The sequence below is a fragment of the Pseudomonas sp. PsB genome (genome assembly GCF_043658375.1).
GTDB lineage: Bacteria > Pseudomonadota > Gammaproteobacteria > Pseudomonadales > Pseudomonadaceae > Aquipseudomonas > Aquipseudomonas putida_Z.
In genome coordinates, this window is the sequence record NZ_JBIGLU010000003.1 from 85,263 (window position 1) to 101,510 (window position 16,248).

Consider the following 16,248-nt stretch of genomic DNA (forward strand, 5'->3'; position numbering starts at 1 on the left):
CGATACATGTGGGGTACCTGTGGGAGCGGCTTTAGCCGCGAAGAGGCCGGCACAGGCAATAAAAATCAGAAGCTGTAGCTGCCAGTCACCACCAGGCTACGCGGGTCACCCACCTGGATCTGCGCCGCACTGGTCGCCGAGCTGTAGTAGGTCTTGTCGGCAATGTTGCTCAGCGCCGCCCGCACATCCCAGTCCTGCGTGCGGTACCCCGCCAATGCATCCCAGCGACCATACCCCGGCAGCACCGTGGTGTTCTGGTTGTCCGCATAACGCTCGCCCACCAGCGTCAGGCCGGTTTCGGCGTACCAGCCCAGTTCCGGTTTCCAGGTCACGAACAGGCTGCCGTTGCGCTTGGCCACGTCATTGATGCGGTTGCCTTCCTGGCCGTTGTTGTCCTTGACGATGGTCGCGTCCTGCAGGCCGATGCCACCGCGCACGTACCAGTTGCCAACGATGTTGCCAGTGGCGGTCAGCTCGATACCGCGCGAACGCTGCATGCCGCTGAGCAAGATGTTTTCCGGAACAATCGGGTCGCGGGTGCGGCGGTTGTACAGTTCCAGCTCGTAGATGGCCAGGGTGGTGGTCAGGCGCTGGTCCAGCCAGTCGCTTTTCACGCCGATTTCTTTCTGGCGGGTTTCTTCCGGCTTGGCATCGTTACCGTTGCCCTTTGCGCCTGGGGTGATGCCGATCAGACCGCCACCTACAGGCGAGAAGGTCTTGCTCCACGAGGCGTAGAACGAATGGTCGCGCCACGGTGTGTAGACCACACCCAGGCGTGGGCTGGTGCTGTTGCTGTCCTGTGTTTCGCGCACGCCATCCTTGTTGGTGGTTTCCACTTCAAACTGGTCGAAGCGCACGCCAGCCAGGATTTGCCACTGATCGTTCAAGCGGATCTGGTCTTGCAGATAAAGGCCGCGGCTATCGACCACGGTATGGTTGTCACTAAACACCGTCATCGGGCCATTGAGCTGCTGGTCGCGGCCGGGCTTGCCCAGGCCCTGCAGCTTCTGGTCGACCGCTTTGTACAGCACCGGGTCGCGCTTCTGGTTGCCGAACTCCAGGCCCAGCAACAGCTTGTGCTCCAGGCCCAGGGTGTCGAAGTCGCCCTCGGCCTCCAGGTTGTTGAACAGGTTGCGGGTGTTCAGGTCTTGCTGCCAGCGCTGGCGGGTCAAGGTGTCGGTGCTGGCGTCGTAGCCCGTGACATAGGTGTTGTCGAACTCACTGTCGAGCTTGAACAGGCCCAAGGTATGGCGCAACTGCCAGGTTTCGTTCAGCTGGTAGTTAAGGCGCGAGCGCAGCGACTGGGCGCGGTCCTCGATGTAGTCGCGCTGGGTGTCGCCATAGGTGGTGCTGCGGCTGACATCTGCCGGGCGGCCGTTGACCCCGGGGATGCCACGGTCCGGGGTGCGGTTGTAGCGGCTGTATTCGTATTGCACCAGCCAGTTCAGGTCGGGGGTGACCTGCCAGCTGATCGACGGGGCGAACAGCTGGCGGCTGCCGTCGATGCCGTCGCGGAAGCTGTTGTTGTCCTGGTTGCCCATGTTCAGGCGCAGGCTGACGGTGTCGCTGGGGTCGGCACTGAGGTCGGCATACAGGCTGCGCAGGTCTTCGCTGCCAGCCTGTGCCTCGATGCTCGAACGGCGGCCGTGCTCCGGCGCCTTGCTCACCCGGTTGACGATACCACCCTGGCTGCCACGGCCATAAAGCACCGCTGCCGGCCCCTTGAGTACTTCGACCCGCTCGATGTTATGCAGGTCGCGGATGTACTGGCTGTCGTCGCGAATGCCGTCCAGGTAGAAGTCGTTGCTGGCTTCGAAGCCGCGGATGCGCACGCTGTCGAAGCGGGTGTCGGCACCGCTGCTGACGTTGGGGATGCCTTCCAGCGCCTTGCCCAGGGTGTTGCTGCCGTAATCCAGCACGTTGACGGTCTTCACCGTGTCGATGGCCTGCGGCACATAACGTACCGGCGTCGAGGTGCGGGTCGCGGTGCTTACCTCCTTGACCCGCGGGTTGTCCTCTTCGCGCTCACTGTCGGCGGTTACCGACAGTTCCGGCAGGGTGGTGGTGGCGGCACTGGCCAGGCTGGCGCCGAACAGCAGCGACAGGCCAAGCGTCAGGGGTGAAAGACGGCAGGGTACAAGCATGGGCACATCCGGATCGAGCAGGTGAAAAAGAGGTGCGGATGGTAATGCTTGTTATTTGCTCTTGCTTGAGTATTTGTAAAGGGTTGTCATTACATCTGTGTCAGTTTGTTACGGTCGCTGCTGCGCCGCGTTTCCGTGCAGGAGCAGCCTTGTGCTGCGAAAGCGCCCTCACCGGAAATTGTCCGTTCGATCAAAAGGCTATTTCCTACACAAGATAAATTGTCCGCTGATAGCGCAACCCTGCATGGAAATGCACCAGACCCACAGGCAATTTTGGTTATATCAACCTGCATTTCACGACTTTTTGACATTTGTAATCGCACACGGCTAGGATTCGGCCAACGCCTGCTGGCCATGATCTTGGCCATGCTGCTGCCAGAGGCCGCCGTGTGATTATCGGCAGGCCTTCCAGTCTGGATCCGCATAGCGTCGAACCTACGAAGGGGCGTTGGTTCCTGGCGTCATATTGCAGAGCGTTTTTGATTAAGAAATAAGGAAAACAACATGTTGAAAACCAGGATCAGCCTGGTCGCCCTGGCGATGGTCGCCGCGACCCAGGCACAGGCCAGTGAACAGGCCGAAAGCAAAGGCTTCATCGAGGACAGCCACGCCAATGTCCTGCTGCGTAACGCCTACATCAATCGTGACAAGAAGCACGGCACCGACGACCAGATCGAATGGGGCCAGGGCGTCATCGCCAACTTCTCCTCCGGCTTCACCCAGGGCACCGTCGGTGTCGGCGTCGATGCATTCGGCCTGTACGCCGTGCGTCTGGACGGCGGCAAGGGCCACAACGGTGGCGCCGGTGTCGACTTCTTCAAGCCTTCGGACTTCAAGGACGAGAACGGCAACGCCAACTCGCCGCACAACCTGGCCCGTGGTGGCGCTGCAGTGAAGTTCCGCATCTCCAACACCGTGCTCAAGTACGGTGACCAGATGCCGGCACTGCCAGTGCTGCAGTACGACGACGCCCGTCTGCTGCCAGAAAGCTTCACCGGTACCCTGATCACCTCCAAAGAGATCCAGGGCCTGGAACTGAACGCCGGCCGCTTCACCCAGGAAGCGCGCAAGAGCGCCGAGCGCCGTGACGGTGGTGGCCTGAAGTCGATCAACGTGCTTGGTGGTAGCTACAAGTTCACCGACAACTTCACCGCTTCGCTGTACACCGCCGACAACGAAGACGTGATGAAGAAGCACTACTTGGGCCTGAACTACGTCTTCCCGATCGCCAACGACCAGTCCCTGACCCTGGACTTCAACGGCTACAAGTCGGACATCGACAACAAGTTCGTCAAGAGCGCCAAACTCAACGGCGACTCCAACACCATCTGGAGCCTGGCAGCTACCTACGCGTTCGGTGCGCACTCGTTCACCATCGCCCACCAGCGCAGCACCGGCAGCACCGGCTACAACTACGGCTGGTACCAGAACGAGGGTGGCGTGGGTGACGGTGGTTCGACCATCTACCTGGCCAACTCGTACTGGTCCGACTTCAACGCCGAAGACGAGCGCTCCTGGCAGCTGGGCTACGGCCTGGACTTCGGTGCCTACGGCATCCCGGGCCTGACCTACAAGCTGGCCTACGTGGTGGGTGACAACATCAACACCCGCAACGTCGACAACCCGCAGGGCTTCGGTGAAGGTAAAGAGCGCGAGATCTTCAACCAGATCCGTTACGTGGTGCAGGACGGCCCGGCCAAGGACCTGTCGATCAAGCTGCGTAGCTCGTTCGTGCGTACCAACAACGCCGTGCAGCAGAACGGTTACAACGACGACGGCAACGAAGTCCGCGTATTCGTCGAGTACCCGATCAGCATCTTCTGATCCTGATCTGATGGCCTAGGGGCTGCTTTGCAGCCCATCGCGACACAAGGCCGCTCCTACATGAGATTGCGTACTCCTGTAGGAGCGGCCTTGTGCCGCGAAAGGGCCGCAAAGCGGCCCCCGGCTTTCACGCAGGCTCCACTTCCCTGCGCCGCACACCAGCAACCTTCACCTCCCCCGCCCCAGTCTCCGGCGCAAAGCTGTCACTACGCGCCATCTGCCACATCCGCGCATAAAACTCGCTTTCAATCGAGCCACTGAGCAATTCGCCCGGCTTGAGGAATGTGTGCAGGTCCGAGAACAGCCCGATTTCGCTAGGGCTGATACGCCGCGCCAAGTGCTTGGGCTTGAGCTCCGAAGGGTGTTCCAGGCCAGCGGCAGCCAACATTTCGGCCAACGTATGCAGCGTGTTGCGGTGGAAGCTTGCCACCCGCTCGGCCTTGTCCGGCACCACCAGGGCGCGCTGGCGCAGCGGGTCTTGCGTGGCCACGCCGGTCGGGCATTTGTTGGTATGGCAGCTCTGCGACTGGATGCAGCCAATGGCGAACATGAAGCCGCGCGCGGAGTTGACCCAGTCCGCCCCGATGGCGAGCACGCTGGCGATGTCGAAGGCGCTGACGATCTTGCCTGCCGCGCCAATGCGGATACTGGCGCGCAGGTTCAGGCCGACCAGGGTGTTGTGCACGAACATCAGGCCCTCGCGCATCGGCACGCCCATGTTGTCGCTGAACTCGCGTGGCGCCGCCCCGGTGCCGCCTTCCTTGCCATCGACGACGATGAAGTCCGGAGTAATGCCAGTGGCCAGCATGGCCTTGGCAATGCCCATGAACTCCCAAGGGTGGCCCAGGCAGAATTTGAACCCCACCGGCTTGCCGCCCGACAGCTCGCGCAGGCTGGCAACGAACTGCAGCAACTCGACCGGGGTACGGAAGGCACTGTGCGCCGCCGGCGAGATGCAATCCTCGCCCACGCGCACACCACGGGTTGCGGCAATTTCGGGGCTGACCTTGTGCCCCGGCAGGATGCCGCCGTGGCCCGGCTTGGCGCCCTGGCTGAGCTTGATCTCGATCATCTTCACCTGCGGCGAGCGCGCCTGCTCGGCGAAGCGCTGTGGGTCGAAGCGGCCGTCCTCGGTGCGGCAGCCGAAGTAGCCACTGCCGATTTCCCAGATCAGGTCACCGCCATGTTCGCGGTGGTACGGGCTGATGCTGCCTTCGCCGGTGTCATGGGCAAAACGGCCCATGCGTGCACCGCGGTTCAGGGCAGCGATGGCGTTGGCACTGAGGGCGCCGAAGCTCATGGCCGAGATATTGAAGATCGATGCCGAGTAGGGCAGGCGGCATTGCGGCACGCCAATGGCGATGCGGAACGATGCCGGGTCTGGCGTGGCCACTGGCAGCATGGAATGGCTGATGAACTCGAAGCCGGGCAAGTAGGCATCGTTGAGGGTGCCGAAGGCCTTCTCGGCGCTTTCGTTCTTGGCCCGGGCGTAGACCAGCGAACGCTGCGAGCGGGAGAACGGCAGCTTGTCGTCGTCGCCCTCGATCAGGTACTGGCGGATTTCCGGGCGGATGGTTTCGATCAGGTAGCGGATGTTGCCCAGGATCGGATAGTTGCGGCGCACGGCGTGGTGGCTTTGCCGCAGGTCGTTCAGGCCGACCAGGCTGAGCAGCGCGGTGATCAGTGTCAACGGCCATAGCCAGGCATGCTGGGGTAGCAGCGGCAGGCTGGTGAAGGTGAACAGCAGGCAGAGGGCGAGGCAGGCGTAGCGGCTGGGTAGAGAGTGTTTCATGGGTCCATCGCAGGCAGGATGACCGGGCATAGGATAGGCAAAGGCGGGGAGGGGAAAACCTGGGTAATCGGTAAAAGACTGTTACCTGATCGCGTATTTCCAGGCTCATGCGGTCCTTTGTAGGAGCGGCCTTGTGTCGCGAAAGGGCCGCAACGCGGCCCCGGCACTCTTTGCATCAACTCCAGAATCCGGGGCTGCTGCGCAGCCCATCGCGACACAAGGCCGCTCCTACAGGGGGGCGCGTAAAGGCTGATTGGGCAACAACACGCTGACCCGCAACCCACCCCCCTCGCGGTTCGCCAGCAGCAACTCGCCCCCATGGCTGGCAGCAATCCGCTGGGCGATGCTCAACCCCAGCCCATACCCCCCGGACGCCTGGTTGCGCGACCCTTCTCCACGCACGAACGGGTCGATGATGGTCGCCAGCAGGCCCGGCGCAATCCCCGGGCCGCGGTCATCGATATGGATGAACACCCCCGTGGTCGCCTGCTCCAGCGTGACCGAAACCTCCTTGGCATAACGCAACGCATTGACCAGCAGGTTCTGCAGGCAGCGCTGCAACAGCAGGGCATCGACCCGCAGGCTGCCCGCCTGGCCATGCACCGGCAGTGGCTCTTCGGCAGTGGCCAACTCCGCGCACTGGCGCACCACCAGCCGGTCCAGGTCCACCTGCTGCAAGTTCTGTTGCTCCCCCGCGCGCAGGTAATCGAGCACCTGGCCGATCATGTTGTCCATCTGCGCGATGTTCTGCCGCAGGCGCTGCCGGTTTTCGTCGTCCGGCAGGCGCTCCAGGCGCAGGCGCATGCGCGTCAGCGGGGTGCGCAGGTCGTGGGACACGGCGGCCAGGAAGTAGGCCTTGTCGTTGACCATCGCGATCAGCCGCTGCTGCATGGCGTTGAAGGCCTGGGCCGCCTGGCGCACTTCCTCCGGGCCATCCAGCGCCAAGGGCGGCTGCTCGAGGTTGCTACCCAGGCCGCGCGCGGCATCGGCCAGGCGCCGCAACGGGCGCAGGCACAGGCGCACGGCTATCAGGCACACCAGCAAAACCGCGACGATGCGCAGCGCGTACACCCGCAATAGGTAATCGCTGATCAACACCCAGGCCGACTCGCCGCTCCAGCCTTGCAGTTCCTGGCCCTCGATGGTCAGCCAGTGCCCATCGGCCAACGGCACCGCGAACTGCAAATGCGCCTGGGCCGTGCGCAGGCCGAACAGGCTGCGCCAGACGATCGGCTGGCCCTGTTCGTCGGTCAATTGCACCTTCATCAGGCGCACGTCCTGGGCATGCCCCAACTCGTACTCGAGGGCCTGGTGCAGCAACAGCTCGACACGCCTGCGCCCGCGGCGCTCGTCCTGCACCGGCGTGGGCAGGGCTTCGCTGCAACGCAGTTGGTAATGCGCTGGCGCCTGCAGTGCACCGGCACGGCAGTCGGCTTGGGCTATCAACGGCGCGCTGCGTGCGGCAATCAGCCGGACAGGGGCCTCGAGAACCTGGGCAAAACGCACATCGAACCAGATGCTGCTGGACATCAACTGGATCAGCACGGTGCCGCTGACCATTATCAGCAGCAACTGGCCGAACAACGTGCGTGGCCACAGCCGGCGCAGCCAGCGCATGTCAGGTATCGGCCCCGTTGGCGGCGATGCTCAGCAAATAGCCTTCGTTGCGGATAGTGAGAATTTGCGCGGCACCCGCCGGCGCGTGGCGCAGGTGCTGGCGCAGGCGGCTGACGCACATGTCCACCGAACGGTCGTCTGGCAGGTGGTCGCGGCCGAACGCACTGCGCGTCAGCTGGTCGCGGGACACCACGCGGTTGTTGGCTTCCAGCAGTTCGCGCAGTACGCGGTAGTCGGAGCGGGGCAGGGTCAGGGTCTCGCCATCGGGGCGGGTGAGCAGGCGCTTCACGTGTTCCAGGCGGAAGCCGGCGAACAGCTGGGCATCTTCTACCGGCTCTTCAGCGGGCGCATCCAGGCGTTGCGGACGACGCAGCACGGCCTTGATCCGGGCGATCAGCTCGCGTGGCTCGAAGGGCTTGGCCAGGTAGTCATCGGCACCCACCTCCAGGCCGATGATGCGGTCCAGCGTGCTGCCCTTGGCCGACAGCATGATCACCGCCAGCCCCGGCGTGGCTTGCAGCTGGCGGCACAGGCTCAGGCCGTCTTCGCCCGGCAGCATCAGGTCCAGCACCACCAGCTCCACCTTGTGCCGGGCCAGTTGCTCACGCATCTGCTCGCCGTCAGCCGCTGCCAGCACGTTATAGCCGGCATCCGTCAGGTAATCACAAAGAAGTTCGCGGATCTCGTCGTCATCGTCGACAACAAGCAAAGTTGTGCTCATGCAGAAAAACACCTGTTCGGTGAGGGCCGGTGGCGCTCGTTACGTTCGATTACATCCCCGTACAAGCCGGGTCTGGAGCCCGAGGGGCCGATCCCTAGAATCCTAACAAAAAATCATCTGCAAATACGAAGCCTTCCCAAATGAACTCCGAGAGCACCCCTAACGCCTTCCCCTCCAGCAGCCGAGGCGGCACGCGCCTCAAACCGCTGGCCCTGTTCATTGCCGTGGCCGTCAGCGGTGGCGCGATGGCTGCCGACAGCAAGCCGCTGGAACTGGAGGCCACGCAGATCGAAGACAGCGCCCTGCTGCCCGCCGACGAAGCCGGCCAGCTGGGTTACACGGTCGAAAGCACCCGCAGCTCCACCGGCCTGGCCCTGACGCCGCGCCAGACGCCGCAGTCGGTCACCACCATTACCCGCCAGCAGATGGATGACCGCGACATCCACACCATCGAGCAAGCGCTGGAAACCACCCCAGGCGTGACAGCGAGCAAGTCCGAAGTGGGCGGGCGTACCGACTACCGAGCCCGTGGTTACTCGATCAGCAACTGGAAGGTCGATGGCCTGCAGTTTCAGGGCGGCTCCGACTTCAGTGGCGGCGGCAACGCACTGAACATGGACCTGTACGAGCGCATCGACATCGTGCGCGGCGCCAACGGCCTGCTGGGCGGTACCGGCGACCCGTCGGCCACCGTCAACCTGATCCGCAAGGCGCCGACCAGGACGTTCGGCGGTAGCGCCTATGCCACCTACGGCAGCTGGGACAAGCGCCGCCTGGGCGCCGACCTCAACCTGCCGCTGTCCGAAGACGGCCGCCTGCGTTCGCGCTTCGTGATGACCCAGCAGGACGCCAACTCATTTCGCGACAACCAGTCCGAACGATCCCGCGCCGCGCTGGCCAATTTCGAGTTCGACCTGGACGACGCCACCACCCTTGGTGCCGGCTACCAGTACGAGTACAACAAGATTGTTGGCGGTGGCTGGGGTGCGAACATCCCGATCTGGTACCGCGATGGCAGCAAGACCGACCTGCCGCGCAGCACCAACGTGGTACCCAGCTGGAGTTTTGGCGAGTACACCACCCGCACCGCGTTCGGCTCGCTGGAGCACCGCTTCGACAACGACTGGACGCTGGACCTGAAAGCCGCCCAGAGCACCGCCGAAACCCTCAACCACCGCGGCCTGGCCAAGGTCAACTCGGCGGGCCGTGGCAGCTACGGCGGCTACTGGGACCAGGATGGCAGCGGTGCCGTGCTCAACGGCCTGCACAGCTCCACCGACACCACCCAGCAGTCGGCGCAGATCGACCTGTCCGGCCCGTTCCAGCTGTTTGGCCGTACCCACCAGGCGATGGTTGGCTACAACGACAGCCGCACCGTGGCCTGGTCGCCGGAATACACCTGCACCATGGTTGGCGACGGCATGGCCAGTGCGCCTGCGCTGGGCTGCCAGTTCCGCGCCAACAACGGCTTTCCGCTGACCGACTGGCGCAATGGCGTGGATGACGACTACAACATCATCGCCTCGCGCACCGGCCGCCACAGCAAGACCACCACCCGCCTGCAGGGCATGTACGCGGCAACCCGGCTGAGCATCACCGACCCACTGTCGGTCATCCTCGGTGTGCGCACCAGCAACTACTCGGCCACCACCCGCAGCGTGGCTGGCGCACGTACCAGCCAGGAAGAGAACGGCATCGTCACCCCGTACCTGGGCGCGGTGTACGACCTCAACGACAACTACTCGCTGTATGCCAGCTACACCGACATCTTCACCCCGCAAACCGCTGAAACCAGCAGCGGCAGCAAGGTCGAGCCGATTCGCGGGCAAAGCTACGAGACGGGTATCAAGGGAGAGTGGTTCGATGGCCGCCTGAACGCCTCGGCGGCGTACTTCCGCACCAAGCAGGAAAACAAGGCAGTGCTCGACGGCGACCTGACCACCCCCACCGGTGGTGACGCCTACAAGGCCGGTTCCGGCCAGGAAACCGACGGTATCGACCTGGAAATCGCCGGCGCCCTGACTCCCAGCTGGAACCTGTATGCCGGCTACACCTACCTGCACTTCCGCCGCGTCGACAGCGACGGCCGCAGCGACCCATCGCACCTGTTCAAGGCCTCGACCACCTACCGCCTTTCCGGCCCGCTCGACCGCCTGACCCTGGGCGCCGGGGTGACTGCGCAGAGCAACATCCGCGCAATCTCCAGCCCGGCGGGCCAGCCGAGCAATGGTGTGAGCAACGGTGCCACTGATGTGAATTGGTCCGGTTATGCCATCTGGAATGCCATGGCCAAGTACCAGCTGACCGACGACACCAGCGTCAGCCTCAACGCCAACAACCTGTTCGACAAGCACTACTACACCCGCTACGGGTTCTATGCCGGGGCAATTTATGGTGACCCACGCAACCTGTCGCTGACGGTCAGCACAGCGTTCTGATCTGGCTGGCGCAGCCAGGTGTAGGAGCGGCCTTGTGTCCTGCTCTTGTTCAATCGACTTCTCCAGCCGGTCCTCGAAACTGTCCCAGTCCTCACCAAACAGTTCCACCGGGTGCATGGTCCGACTCGCCCCATTGCCACAGGCCAGTGACTTGGCCGGGCAGTACAGGTCGCAGCCCCAGCAGATGCGCTCCGGGTGGCTGGGGTTTGTGGGGAATTTCTTGGCCATGGTCAGCTTCCCTCAGGACTATGTGCCCAACCTATACCTCGGCCCGCTACTCAGCTTGATCGACATCAATATCCAGGTGACCCTCAGCGGAGCGTATATTCCGGATCCAGATATCTGCTTGACAGATATCTGGATCCGGAATAATCTGTAGGCACCTTGGTACGCCGGGACAACACAATGCGGGTGATAACGAAAGCGGCGGTTACCAAAGCCGTCGAAGCTCACGCCCAGTGGAAAGCCCCCCTGAGTCTGTGGCTCACGACCTTTGATAGGGCGACGCTGCGCTTCGAGTCTTTTGAGCAGCTAAGGGATACGTGGTCTACCGCCTCTGGCTGGAACGTTGACCGCATTCCTTGTTCAAAACTCAGGCCCGCCAGCCGAAAAGGGCCGCTTGATGTCTATGTATTCGATATCAAGAAAAACGAATGCCGCCTGATCGCATGGCTCAACACACGAACGGGCACCCTCTATATCAAGGCCATTCTGTCGCACGCGGAGTACGACAAGTGGTGCAAGAGCGATGTCAGGTAGCCGCCTGGCACTTGCCCAAAACCTACCGATTCGACAGGTGACAACCATGAAGCGGGATAAAATCGAAGCCAATGGACTAGATGCCTTCATCGCTAATATCTCACCCATGCTGGATGGCCTGAACGCCCAGATGGCAACCATGGCCCAGCTTCTTGCTGCCTGCCATGACCCTATCAAGGACGATGCAGAGCTCCAGGCGCGGATGGCATTGATCGATGAGCTCTACTCGCATGCCGACAGCGAAAGTCACGCAGCAGCGCGCTTTGCGGAGATGGTGGCGGATCGTGTCTACGAGTATGAGAGTGAGTCGGTACTCGTGCCGTTTGCGAGCCAGGCCGAAGCGTTGGCCTTCCTGCTGTCGGACAGGGGCGTGAAGCAGAAGGACCTTGCCTCGATAGCAACCCAGAGTGCGGTTTCAGAGATTTTGAACAACAAGCGGAAGATGACGGTTGCCCAGATAAAGGGCTTTGCTGAGTTTTTCAGCGTGCCGGTTGAATTTTTCATGCATGGGGTGGTTTGAAATTGGTAGGGGCGCTGGGATCGCTGGGCACAGAAGGCAAAAAAGGCTCACCTTTCGGTGAGCTTTTTTGATACGGCGCCAGGAGTCAAAAATATTCATGACTACATGATTTATAAGCGTGATCCGTTCATATCTTTCACATGCGAACGCTGCTCGTGACTCGTGGAGGCCTTTAAGATTCTGTGTATGAAGGATGTCCCGCGCCGGGCGGAGACTTCCTGCAAAACGTTCAAGTAGCTTTCATTTGGCGCAATCAAGTTGCGGCTACCCAGAGGCGACACCTGATCCGCCAATGCAAGCGCATCAAGTACGTAGTCATCAACCGAAATCCAACGTGACGCCGAGGTGCCGGAGCGGCCACCTTTCGTACCGTGTTGGATAGATCAGTGGTGAGGGGGACGCGTTGCCAACTGGGAATAGCCGTTCGGCAGATGATGGGCATCTACGAAGTGCCGGGTTTGCAGGTCTAGTACCAGGCTCATCAGGCTGGATACGGGCTCAGACACGCCCCACGTAGCAGCAACCTTGTCGTAACGGTTTACCGCTTGCGCCTTTTCTACCTGTTTTCCATTCAGATCTTGAGCCAGGTCCTTCCAGCGGGTGACCAGCTTCTTCATTTGCTCGGCTTGTTCCGGCTTCATGCATGGAAAACGGCGAAGCCGGTCAACCAGATACATCAGGCGCCGCTTCCTTACGGGGGCGAGCCTTGGCATGTTCAAGCGATTTTCCAGTGCTTCGCGCATATCCTCGTTTCTATACCAGAAGAGGAGAGCGAAAGTCTCGGCAACGGCCTTGTCGAGCTTGTCCAGCGAGGTTTTTGTAGCTTGAACGACCAGGTGCTCAAGTGCCTGACGGGCATGTTGATCAGAGGGGGGCATGTCAGAGGACACAAGCGCCCAGAGTTTTTCTAGCGAGTAATCGAGCGGGGAGGTGTCGCAATGCCGGGCCCCATGCGCCGTATTCGAGGGCACAGTCATCGCCTCACTGGTATCACTGGCCCCACTCTCGCGCTTCATCGAGAATCAACCATTTGCAAGCTCGGATTTTCGGGATTGGGTTACGTTTAGCCTGACCGCAGCATCATGCTGCTTGAGGCCCATTTTCTTGATGCAGTCCGTGATGAAAATGGACAGGTCCATTTTCAAGGCCATTTTGCTGGCCGTGTCTGCATCGTGGGTGGCGTGGAAAGGGCTTTCGTGGAATTGAAGCGCCATCGGCTTGCCTCAGCGGGAATATCTAAAATTTACGATAAAGCGTGGCGGGGCCAGGTGGGCGAGTCAAAGCGTTTATGTTGGAAGACGTGTCTGGTCTCTGGCTGCGCTCTTCTTTGGGATCGCTGGGGGCCGCTGCGCAGCCCATCGCAGGCAAGCCAGCTCCTACACCGAGCGCATCGACCTCAAGGCCGAGGCTGATGTGGTTGGGCGACCCTGAAAACAAAAAAGGCCCACCTTTCGGTGAGCCTTTTTTGATACTGCGTATGGTGCCGGCACCAGGAATCGAACCCGGGACCTACTGATTACAAGTCAGTTGCTCTACCATCTGAGCTATACCGGCAATGGGGCGTCATTATAACGATCGGTTGGCGCCTGTAAACCACTTCGTTGCGAATGTTCGCAAATGACCTAAGTCACCGACCTGAAAGAAGAATTTTCCTACCAGCCGCGATGGATGGTGGTGACGCTCGGCTCGGTTTTGCCCGGGTTGAAGAACAGCTTGTCGTTGTCGCAGCCGCGCTTGCGGCAGGGGCTTTCGGTGCGCAGGGGCAAGCCGTTGTCGCCGCCCAGCTGCATGCCAGGGTGGTTCCAGCCCAGGCTGCTGTTGGAGTGGGGAGCGGTGCCGCTGGCGCAGCCGGTCAGGGCCAGGGCGAGGGTCAGCAGGGCGAGGGGCTTGGCTTGGGTCACGATGGTCGGGTCCGTTAGTCCATTGTCGGTTCTGGCGCAACGCCAGAAGGTCGCGGGGCTGGCGGGCAGCGCGCGACGTCACTTTTTAATGATTTGGGGGGCGGATGATACACCGTTGGGCGGGATCAGCGGTGAGGCTTTAGCTTTTTGTTGCCTGTTCGGGCCTCTTCGCGGGTGAACCCGCTCCCACAGAGATATCACTGTTCTCAAGCCTTGTGAGATTCCTGTGGGAGCGGGTTTACCCGCGAAAGGGCCATCAGCCGTACGAAAATTCTGAACTAGGGGGCTAACAGCTTCAGGGTTTGGTGGCTTCGGAACTATCCTACGCGCGCCGCCGAAGTATCGCTGTTGTCGGGGAAATGGCTCACGGATACCTTTTTCGGGTCGCTCTGGCGACCGGGTGTGAGAACCCGATTTTGAACGTATCGGCTGCGTAATGGCGACCGTGCGCGGGCAGACCTTGGTCTGGCCGAGCTTCCTATGTTCACTCGGTTTCTCACCTCGTGCACGGTTGCCGCCTTTGTTCCGTGAGAAAGAATGAACACGGCAACTCCTTTGAACTAGGGAGTTTGAAAATTGAAAACGATCGATACTGATCCCCGCAGCCCCAAGCCAATCACCACCGCAGGCGTGGAAACCTTCCTCGCAGCCGGTAACCCATCCCTCAATCTGCTACGCGTCGAGCCTGGCGTCCCCGTCGATGCTGCCTATGAGCATGTCTCGATTCTGATGGGCTACATCAAGCATCTGGTGCGCGAGGGGGATATGGAGGATGACCATAAATTCCTGGGCGCCGCCGATTATCTGTGCGACATGGCCAAGGCGCTGATGAACGATATCGAGATTGCCAAGAATAAGGCGCATTGAAGGCTCACGCGGTCATTGTAGGAGCGGCCTTGTGTCGCGATGGGCCGCAAAGCGGCCCCGTTTTTGGCGTATTTGCAGAGATCGCTGGGGCTGCGTTGCAGCCCTTTCGCGACACAAGGCCGCTCCTACAAGGGACCGCGTAAATCAGGCCATTCTGGGTAAGGCTTTAGACGCAGTCGCCAACCACAAGAAATGTTTATGCACAAGTGGCATCGGCGCCTTGCGCGAAAGGCATGCCGGATCGATACACCGCCGGTCTTTGCGCAAAGGCCTGTTTTTACTGGCCTTGACGCGCAAGCCGGAATAAGCCAAACGCTTGAAATAGCGCTTGGATCCAACAGGTAATCACAAGCTTGTTCACAGAGTTATCCACAGGTTGTGCTGCGGCTAACGGTCGCGTTCGGCGAGGATAAGCAGGTTGCGCGGGGTGAGTGGGTAGTCGCAGAACAGGCCAAGGCGCACGTTGTAGCCTTGTTCTTCGAGGAACAGGGCACGATCGATTACCAGCCACAGCTCCAGCGGCCGGCGGAACAGGTTGCGCACGCGCTCCAGGTTGCGGACCTCGGCCAGGCGTTGCCAGCCGGCGGCTTCCAAGGCTGCCCAGTCCGGGTTGCCAGTCAGCTGCAAATGCTTGAGTTCGGCCAGGTCGCGGCAGTACTGCTCGAAGGGCTTCTCCAGCCAGGCCACGGGTAGCGACGGTGTTGGCAGGTACTCGTCGGTCTGGCGCTGCTGGCGTTGCAGCAGGTCGAAGCCCAAGCGCCGGGCCATCGAGGTGTCGCGCTGGCGCCGCACGCTGGCGCCGGCGGTAACGGTTTCGCTCAGGGGCAGGCCAAGGTCGTCCAGTGACAGCCGCAGGCTGGAGGCTTGGGCTGCTGTGGATAACGCCTGGTACTGCTGCGCCGCGATGCGGTTGTAGCAGCAGGGGGCCACGGCCAGTTGCCGGCAACCTTGCTGGCTGGCCAGTTGCATCAGGCGCACATGCAGGTCGCCACAGGCGTGCAGGGCTACCACGCTTTTGTCGCCAGCCAGGTGGCGGGCGCTGTCGTTGGCCATCACGTCCTGGTGCACATGCTGCGCTGGCAAGTGGTGGTGCGCGCTCAGGGCCTGGCCGGCGGCGACCAGTTCGGCATCGTATTCCAGGCAGGTCAGGTGTTGGCCGGGTTGCAGCAGGCGGCGGCCCAAGTGGCCTTTGCCGGAGCACCAGTCCAGCCAGTGACTGGGCTGTTCGCGGAAGGCCAGGTGGCTGGCGAAGGCTTCGATCTGCTGCCATTTGCGGCCGGGGACGGCTACGTCGAGGCGATGCGCGGCGGGGGGCAGGTCGGTTTCCGGGAGGTTGCCGAGTGCCGAAAGCTGTCGGGCTTGCTGGGCCAGTTGCGGGAACGGGGCGGGCAACGAGGCAGCGGTGGTGTCGGTTTCGGCGTCTGCCAGGGAGCATTGGCGCAGGTGGGCGGCAAGCTCGGGGTGGGCGGTTTCCCAGGCCAGCTGCAGGCTGGTGAAGGGGCGGGGTTTCCACAGCTGCTGGTGCTCGATCAGGAACTGGTCGAGGGCCTGGAAGCGGGTGCTTAGGTGGGGGCTGTGGAGGTGGTTGGGCATGGGATGTGTGTTGGTTTTCAGGGCCTCTTCGCGGGTGAACCCGCTCCCACAGGTATAGTGCACAGCTTGAGG

12 protein-coding genes, 1 tRNA gene and 3 pseudogenes are annotated in these 16,248 nt (G+C 61.8%); 5 read left to right on the forward strand and 11 right to left on the reverse strand.

Going from position 1 to position 16,248, the window contains the following annotated elements; all coding sequences use genetic code 11:
• Window positions 1–65: 65 nt before the first annotated feature.
• Complete coding sequence (locus ACGLHT_RS06675) at window positions 66–2,144, reverse strand: TonB-dependent siderophore receptor (RefSeq protein ID WP_274078837.1); 2,079 nt, start codon at window positions 2,142–2,144, stop codon at window positions 66–68.
• A 504-nt stretch (window positions 2,145–2,648) separates the two neighbouring features.
• Between ACGLHT_RS06675 and ACGLHT_RS06680 the strand changes: the two genes are divergently transcribed.
• Entirely contained in the window at window positions 2,649–3,968 is a 1,320-nt protein-coding gene (locus ACGLHT_RS06680; protein WP_137162783.1) for an OprD family porin, read from the forward strand.
• A 127-nt stretch (window positions 3,969–4,095) separates the two neighbouring features.
• Here ACGLHT_RS06680 and ACGLHT_RS06685 read toward each other — a convergent pair whose 3' ends face one another.
• The 3 genes from ACGLHT_RS06685 to ACGLHT_RS06695 form a co-directional block, all read right to left on the reverse strand.
• Window positions 4,096–5,760 carry an FMN-binding glutamate synthase family protein gene (locus ACGLHT_RS06685; RefSeq protein ID WP_274120045.1) on the reverse strand — a complete coding sequence of 555 codons (1,665 nt, stop codon included), beginning with the start codon at window positions 5,758–5,760 and terminating at the stop codon, window positions 4,096–4,098.
• A gap of 228 nt (window positions 5,761–5,988) precedes the next feature.
• Complete coding sequence (locus ACGLHT_RS06690) at window positions 5,989–7,377, reverse strand: ATP-binding protein (RefSeq protein ID WP_274120046.1); 1,389 nt, start codon at window positions 7,375–7,377, stop codon at window positions 5,989–5,991.
• 1 nt (window position 7,378) lies between these two features.
• Complete coding sequence (locus ACGLHT_RS06695; RefSeq protein ID WP_025337347.1) at window positions 7,379–8,098, reverse strand: response regulator; 720 nt, start codon at window positions 8,096–8,098, stop codon at window positions 7,379–7,381.
• A gap of 140 nt (window positions 8,099–8,238) precedes the next feature.
• Between ACGLHT_RS06695 and ACGLHT_RS06700 the strand changes: the two genes are divergently transcribed.
• The gene (locus tag ACGLHT_RS06700) at window positions 8,239–10,536 is read left to right on the forward strand and encodes a TonB-dependent siderophore receptor (RefSeq protein ID WP_274120047.1); all 2,298 of its coding nucleotides are present in this window, start codon (window positions 8,239–8,241) and stop codon (window positions 10,534–10,536) included.
• Window positions 10,537–10,620: 84 nt separating this feature from the next.
• On the opposite strand, the pseudogene ACGLHT_RS06705 reads toward ACGLHT_RS06700, so the two are convergent.
• Window positions 10,621–10,764 (reverse strand): annotated as a pseudogene (locus ACGLHT_RS06705) (DUF3079 domain-containing protein); the annotation flags it as partial.
• A gap of 177 nt (window positions 10,765–10,941) precedes the next feature.
• On the opposite strand from ACGLHT_RS06705, the gene ACGLHT_RS06710 reads away from it, so the two are divergent.
• Window positions 10,942–11,295, forward strand: a complete 354-nt coding sequence (locus tag ACGLHT_RS06710; RefSeq protein ID WP_274120049.1) for a type II toxin-antitoxin system HigB family toxin — start codon at window positions 10,942–10,944, stop codon at window positions 11,293–11,295.
• 46 nt (window positions 11,296–11,341) lie between these two features.
• Window positions 11,342–11,815: a type II toxin-antitoxin system HigA family antitoxin gene (locus ACGLHT_RS06715; RefSeq protein ID WP_025337351.1), complete on the forward strand. Its 474-nt coding sequence runs from the start codon at window positions 11,342–11,344 to the stop codon at window positions 11,813–11,815.
• Between the two features lie 117 nt (window positions 11,816–11,932).
• Here ACGLHT_RS06715 and ACGLHT_RS06720 read toward each other — a convergent pair.
• From ACGLHT_RS06720 to ACGLHT_RS06740, 5 genes and pseudogenes are all read right to left on the reverse strand, one after another.
• Window positions 11,933–12,198 (reverse strand): annotated as a pseudogene (locus tag ACGLHT_RS06720) (integrase); the annotation flags it as partial.
• Window positions 12,199–12,831, reverse strand: coding sequence for a hypothetical protein (locus ACGLHT_RS06725; RefSeq protein ID WP_274120050.1), 633 nt, complete (start codon window positions 12,829–12,831; stop codon window positions 12,199–12,201).
• A 9-nt stretch (window positions 12,832–12,840) separates the two neighbouring features.
• Window positions 12,841–13,029, reverse strand: a pseudogene (locus ACGLHT_RS06730) (XRE family transcriptional regulator); the annotation flags it as partial.
• A gap of 264 nt (window positions 13,030–13,293) precedes the next feature.
• A tRNA-Thr gene (locus ACGLHT_RS06735) sits at window positions 13,294–13,369 on the reverse strand.
• A 98-nt stretch (window positions 13,370–13,467) separates the two neighbouring features.
• Window positions 13,468–13,716, reverse strand: coding sequence for a hypothetical protein (locus tag ACGLHT_RS06740; protein ID WP_085618309.1), 249 nt, complete (start codon window positions 13,714–13,716; stop codon window positions 13,468–13,470).
• A 576-nt stretch (window positions 13,717–14,292) separates the two neighbouring features.
• Between ACGLHT_RS06740 and ACGLHT_RS06745 the strand changes: the two genes are divergently transcribed.
• Complete coding sequence (locus tag ACGLHT_RS06745; protein ID WP_003257466.1) at window positions 14,293–14,583, forward strand: DUF3077 domain-containing protein; 291 nt, start codon at window positions 14,293–14,295, stop codon at window positions 14,581–14,583.
• A gap of 387 nt (window positions 14,584–14,970) precedes the next feature.
• Here the strand turns inward: ACGLHT_RS06745 and ACGLHT_RS06750 are convergent, their stop codons facing one another.
• Complete coding sequence (locus ACGLHT_RS06750) at window positions 14,971–16,176, reverse strand: methyltransferase (protein ID WP_274120051.1); 1,206 nt, start codon at window positions 16,174–16,176, stop codon at window positions 14,971–14,973.
• Window positions 16,177–16,248 lie beyond the last annotated feature (72 nt).

Bases quoted from the DNA above. Each gene is read 5' to 3' on its own strand.
- ACGLHT_RS06750 (WP_274120051.1), bottom strand. From the start codon at position 16,176: ATGCCCAACCACCTCCACAGCCCCCACCTAAGCACCCGCTTCCAGGCC.
- ACGLHT_RS06710 (WP_274120049.1), top strand. From the start codon at position 10,942: ATGCGGGTGATAACGAAAGCGGCGGTTACCAAAGCCGTCGAAGCTCAC.
- ACGLHT_RS06715 (WP_025337351.1), top strand. From the start codon at position 11,342: ATGAAGCGGGATAAAATCGAAGCCAATGGACTAGATGCCTTCATCGCT.
- ACGLHT_RS06680 (WP_137162783.1), top strand. From the start codon at position 2,649: ATGTTGAAAACCAGGATCAGCCTGGTCGCCCTGGCGATGGTCGCCGCG.
- ACGLHT_RS06700 (WP_274120047.1), top strand. From the start codon at position 8,239: ATGAACTCCGAGAGCACCCCTAACGCCTTCCCCTCCAGCAGCCGAGGC.
- ACGLHT_RS06685 (WP_274120045.1), bottom strand. From the start codon at position 5,760: ATGAAACACTCTCTACCCAGCCGCTACGCCTGCCTCGCCCTCTGCCTG.
- ACGLHT_RS06695 (WP_025337347.1), bottom strand. From the start codon at position 8,098: ATGAGCACAACTTTGCTTGTTGTCGACGATGACGACGAGATCCGCGAA.
- ACGLHT_RS06690 (WP_274120046.1), bottom strand. From the start codon at position 7,377: ATGCGCTGGCTGCGCCGGCTGTGGCCACGCACGTTGTTCGGCCAGTTG.
- ACGLHT_RS06725 (WP_274120050.1), bottom strand. From the start codon at position 12,831: ATGAAGCGCGAGAGTGGGGCCAGTGATACCAGTGAGGCGATGACTGTG.
- ACGLHT_RS06675 (WP_274078837.1), bottom strand. From the start codon at position 2,144: ATGCTTGTACCCTGCCGTCTTTCACCCCTGACGCTTGGCCTGTCGCTG.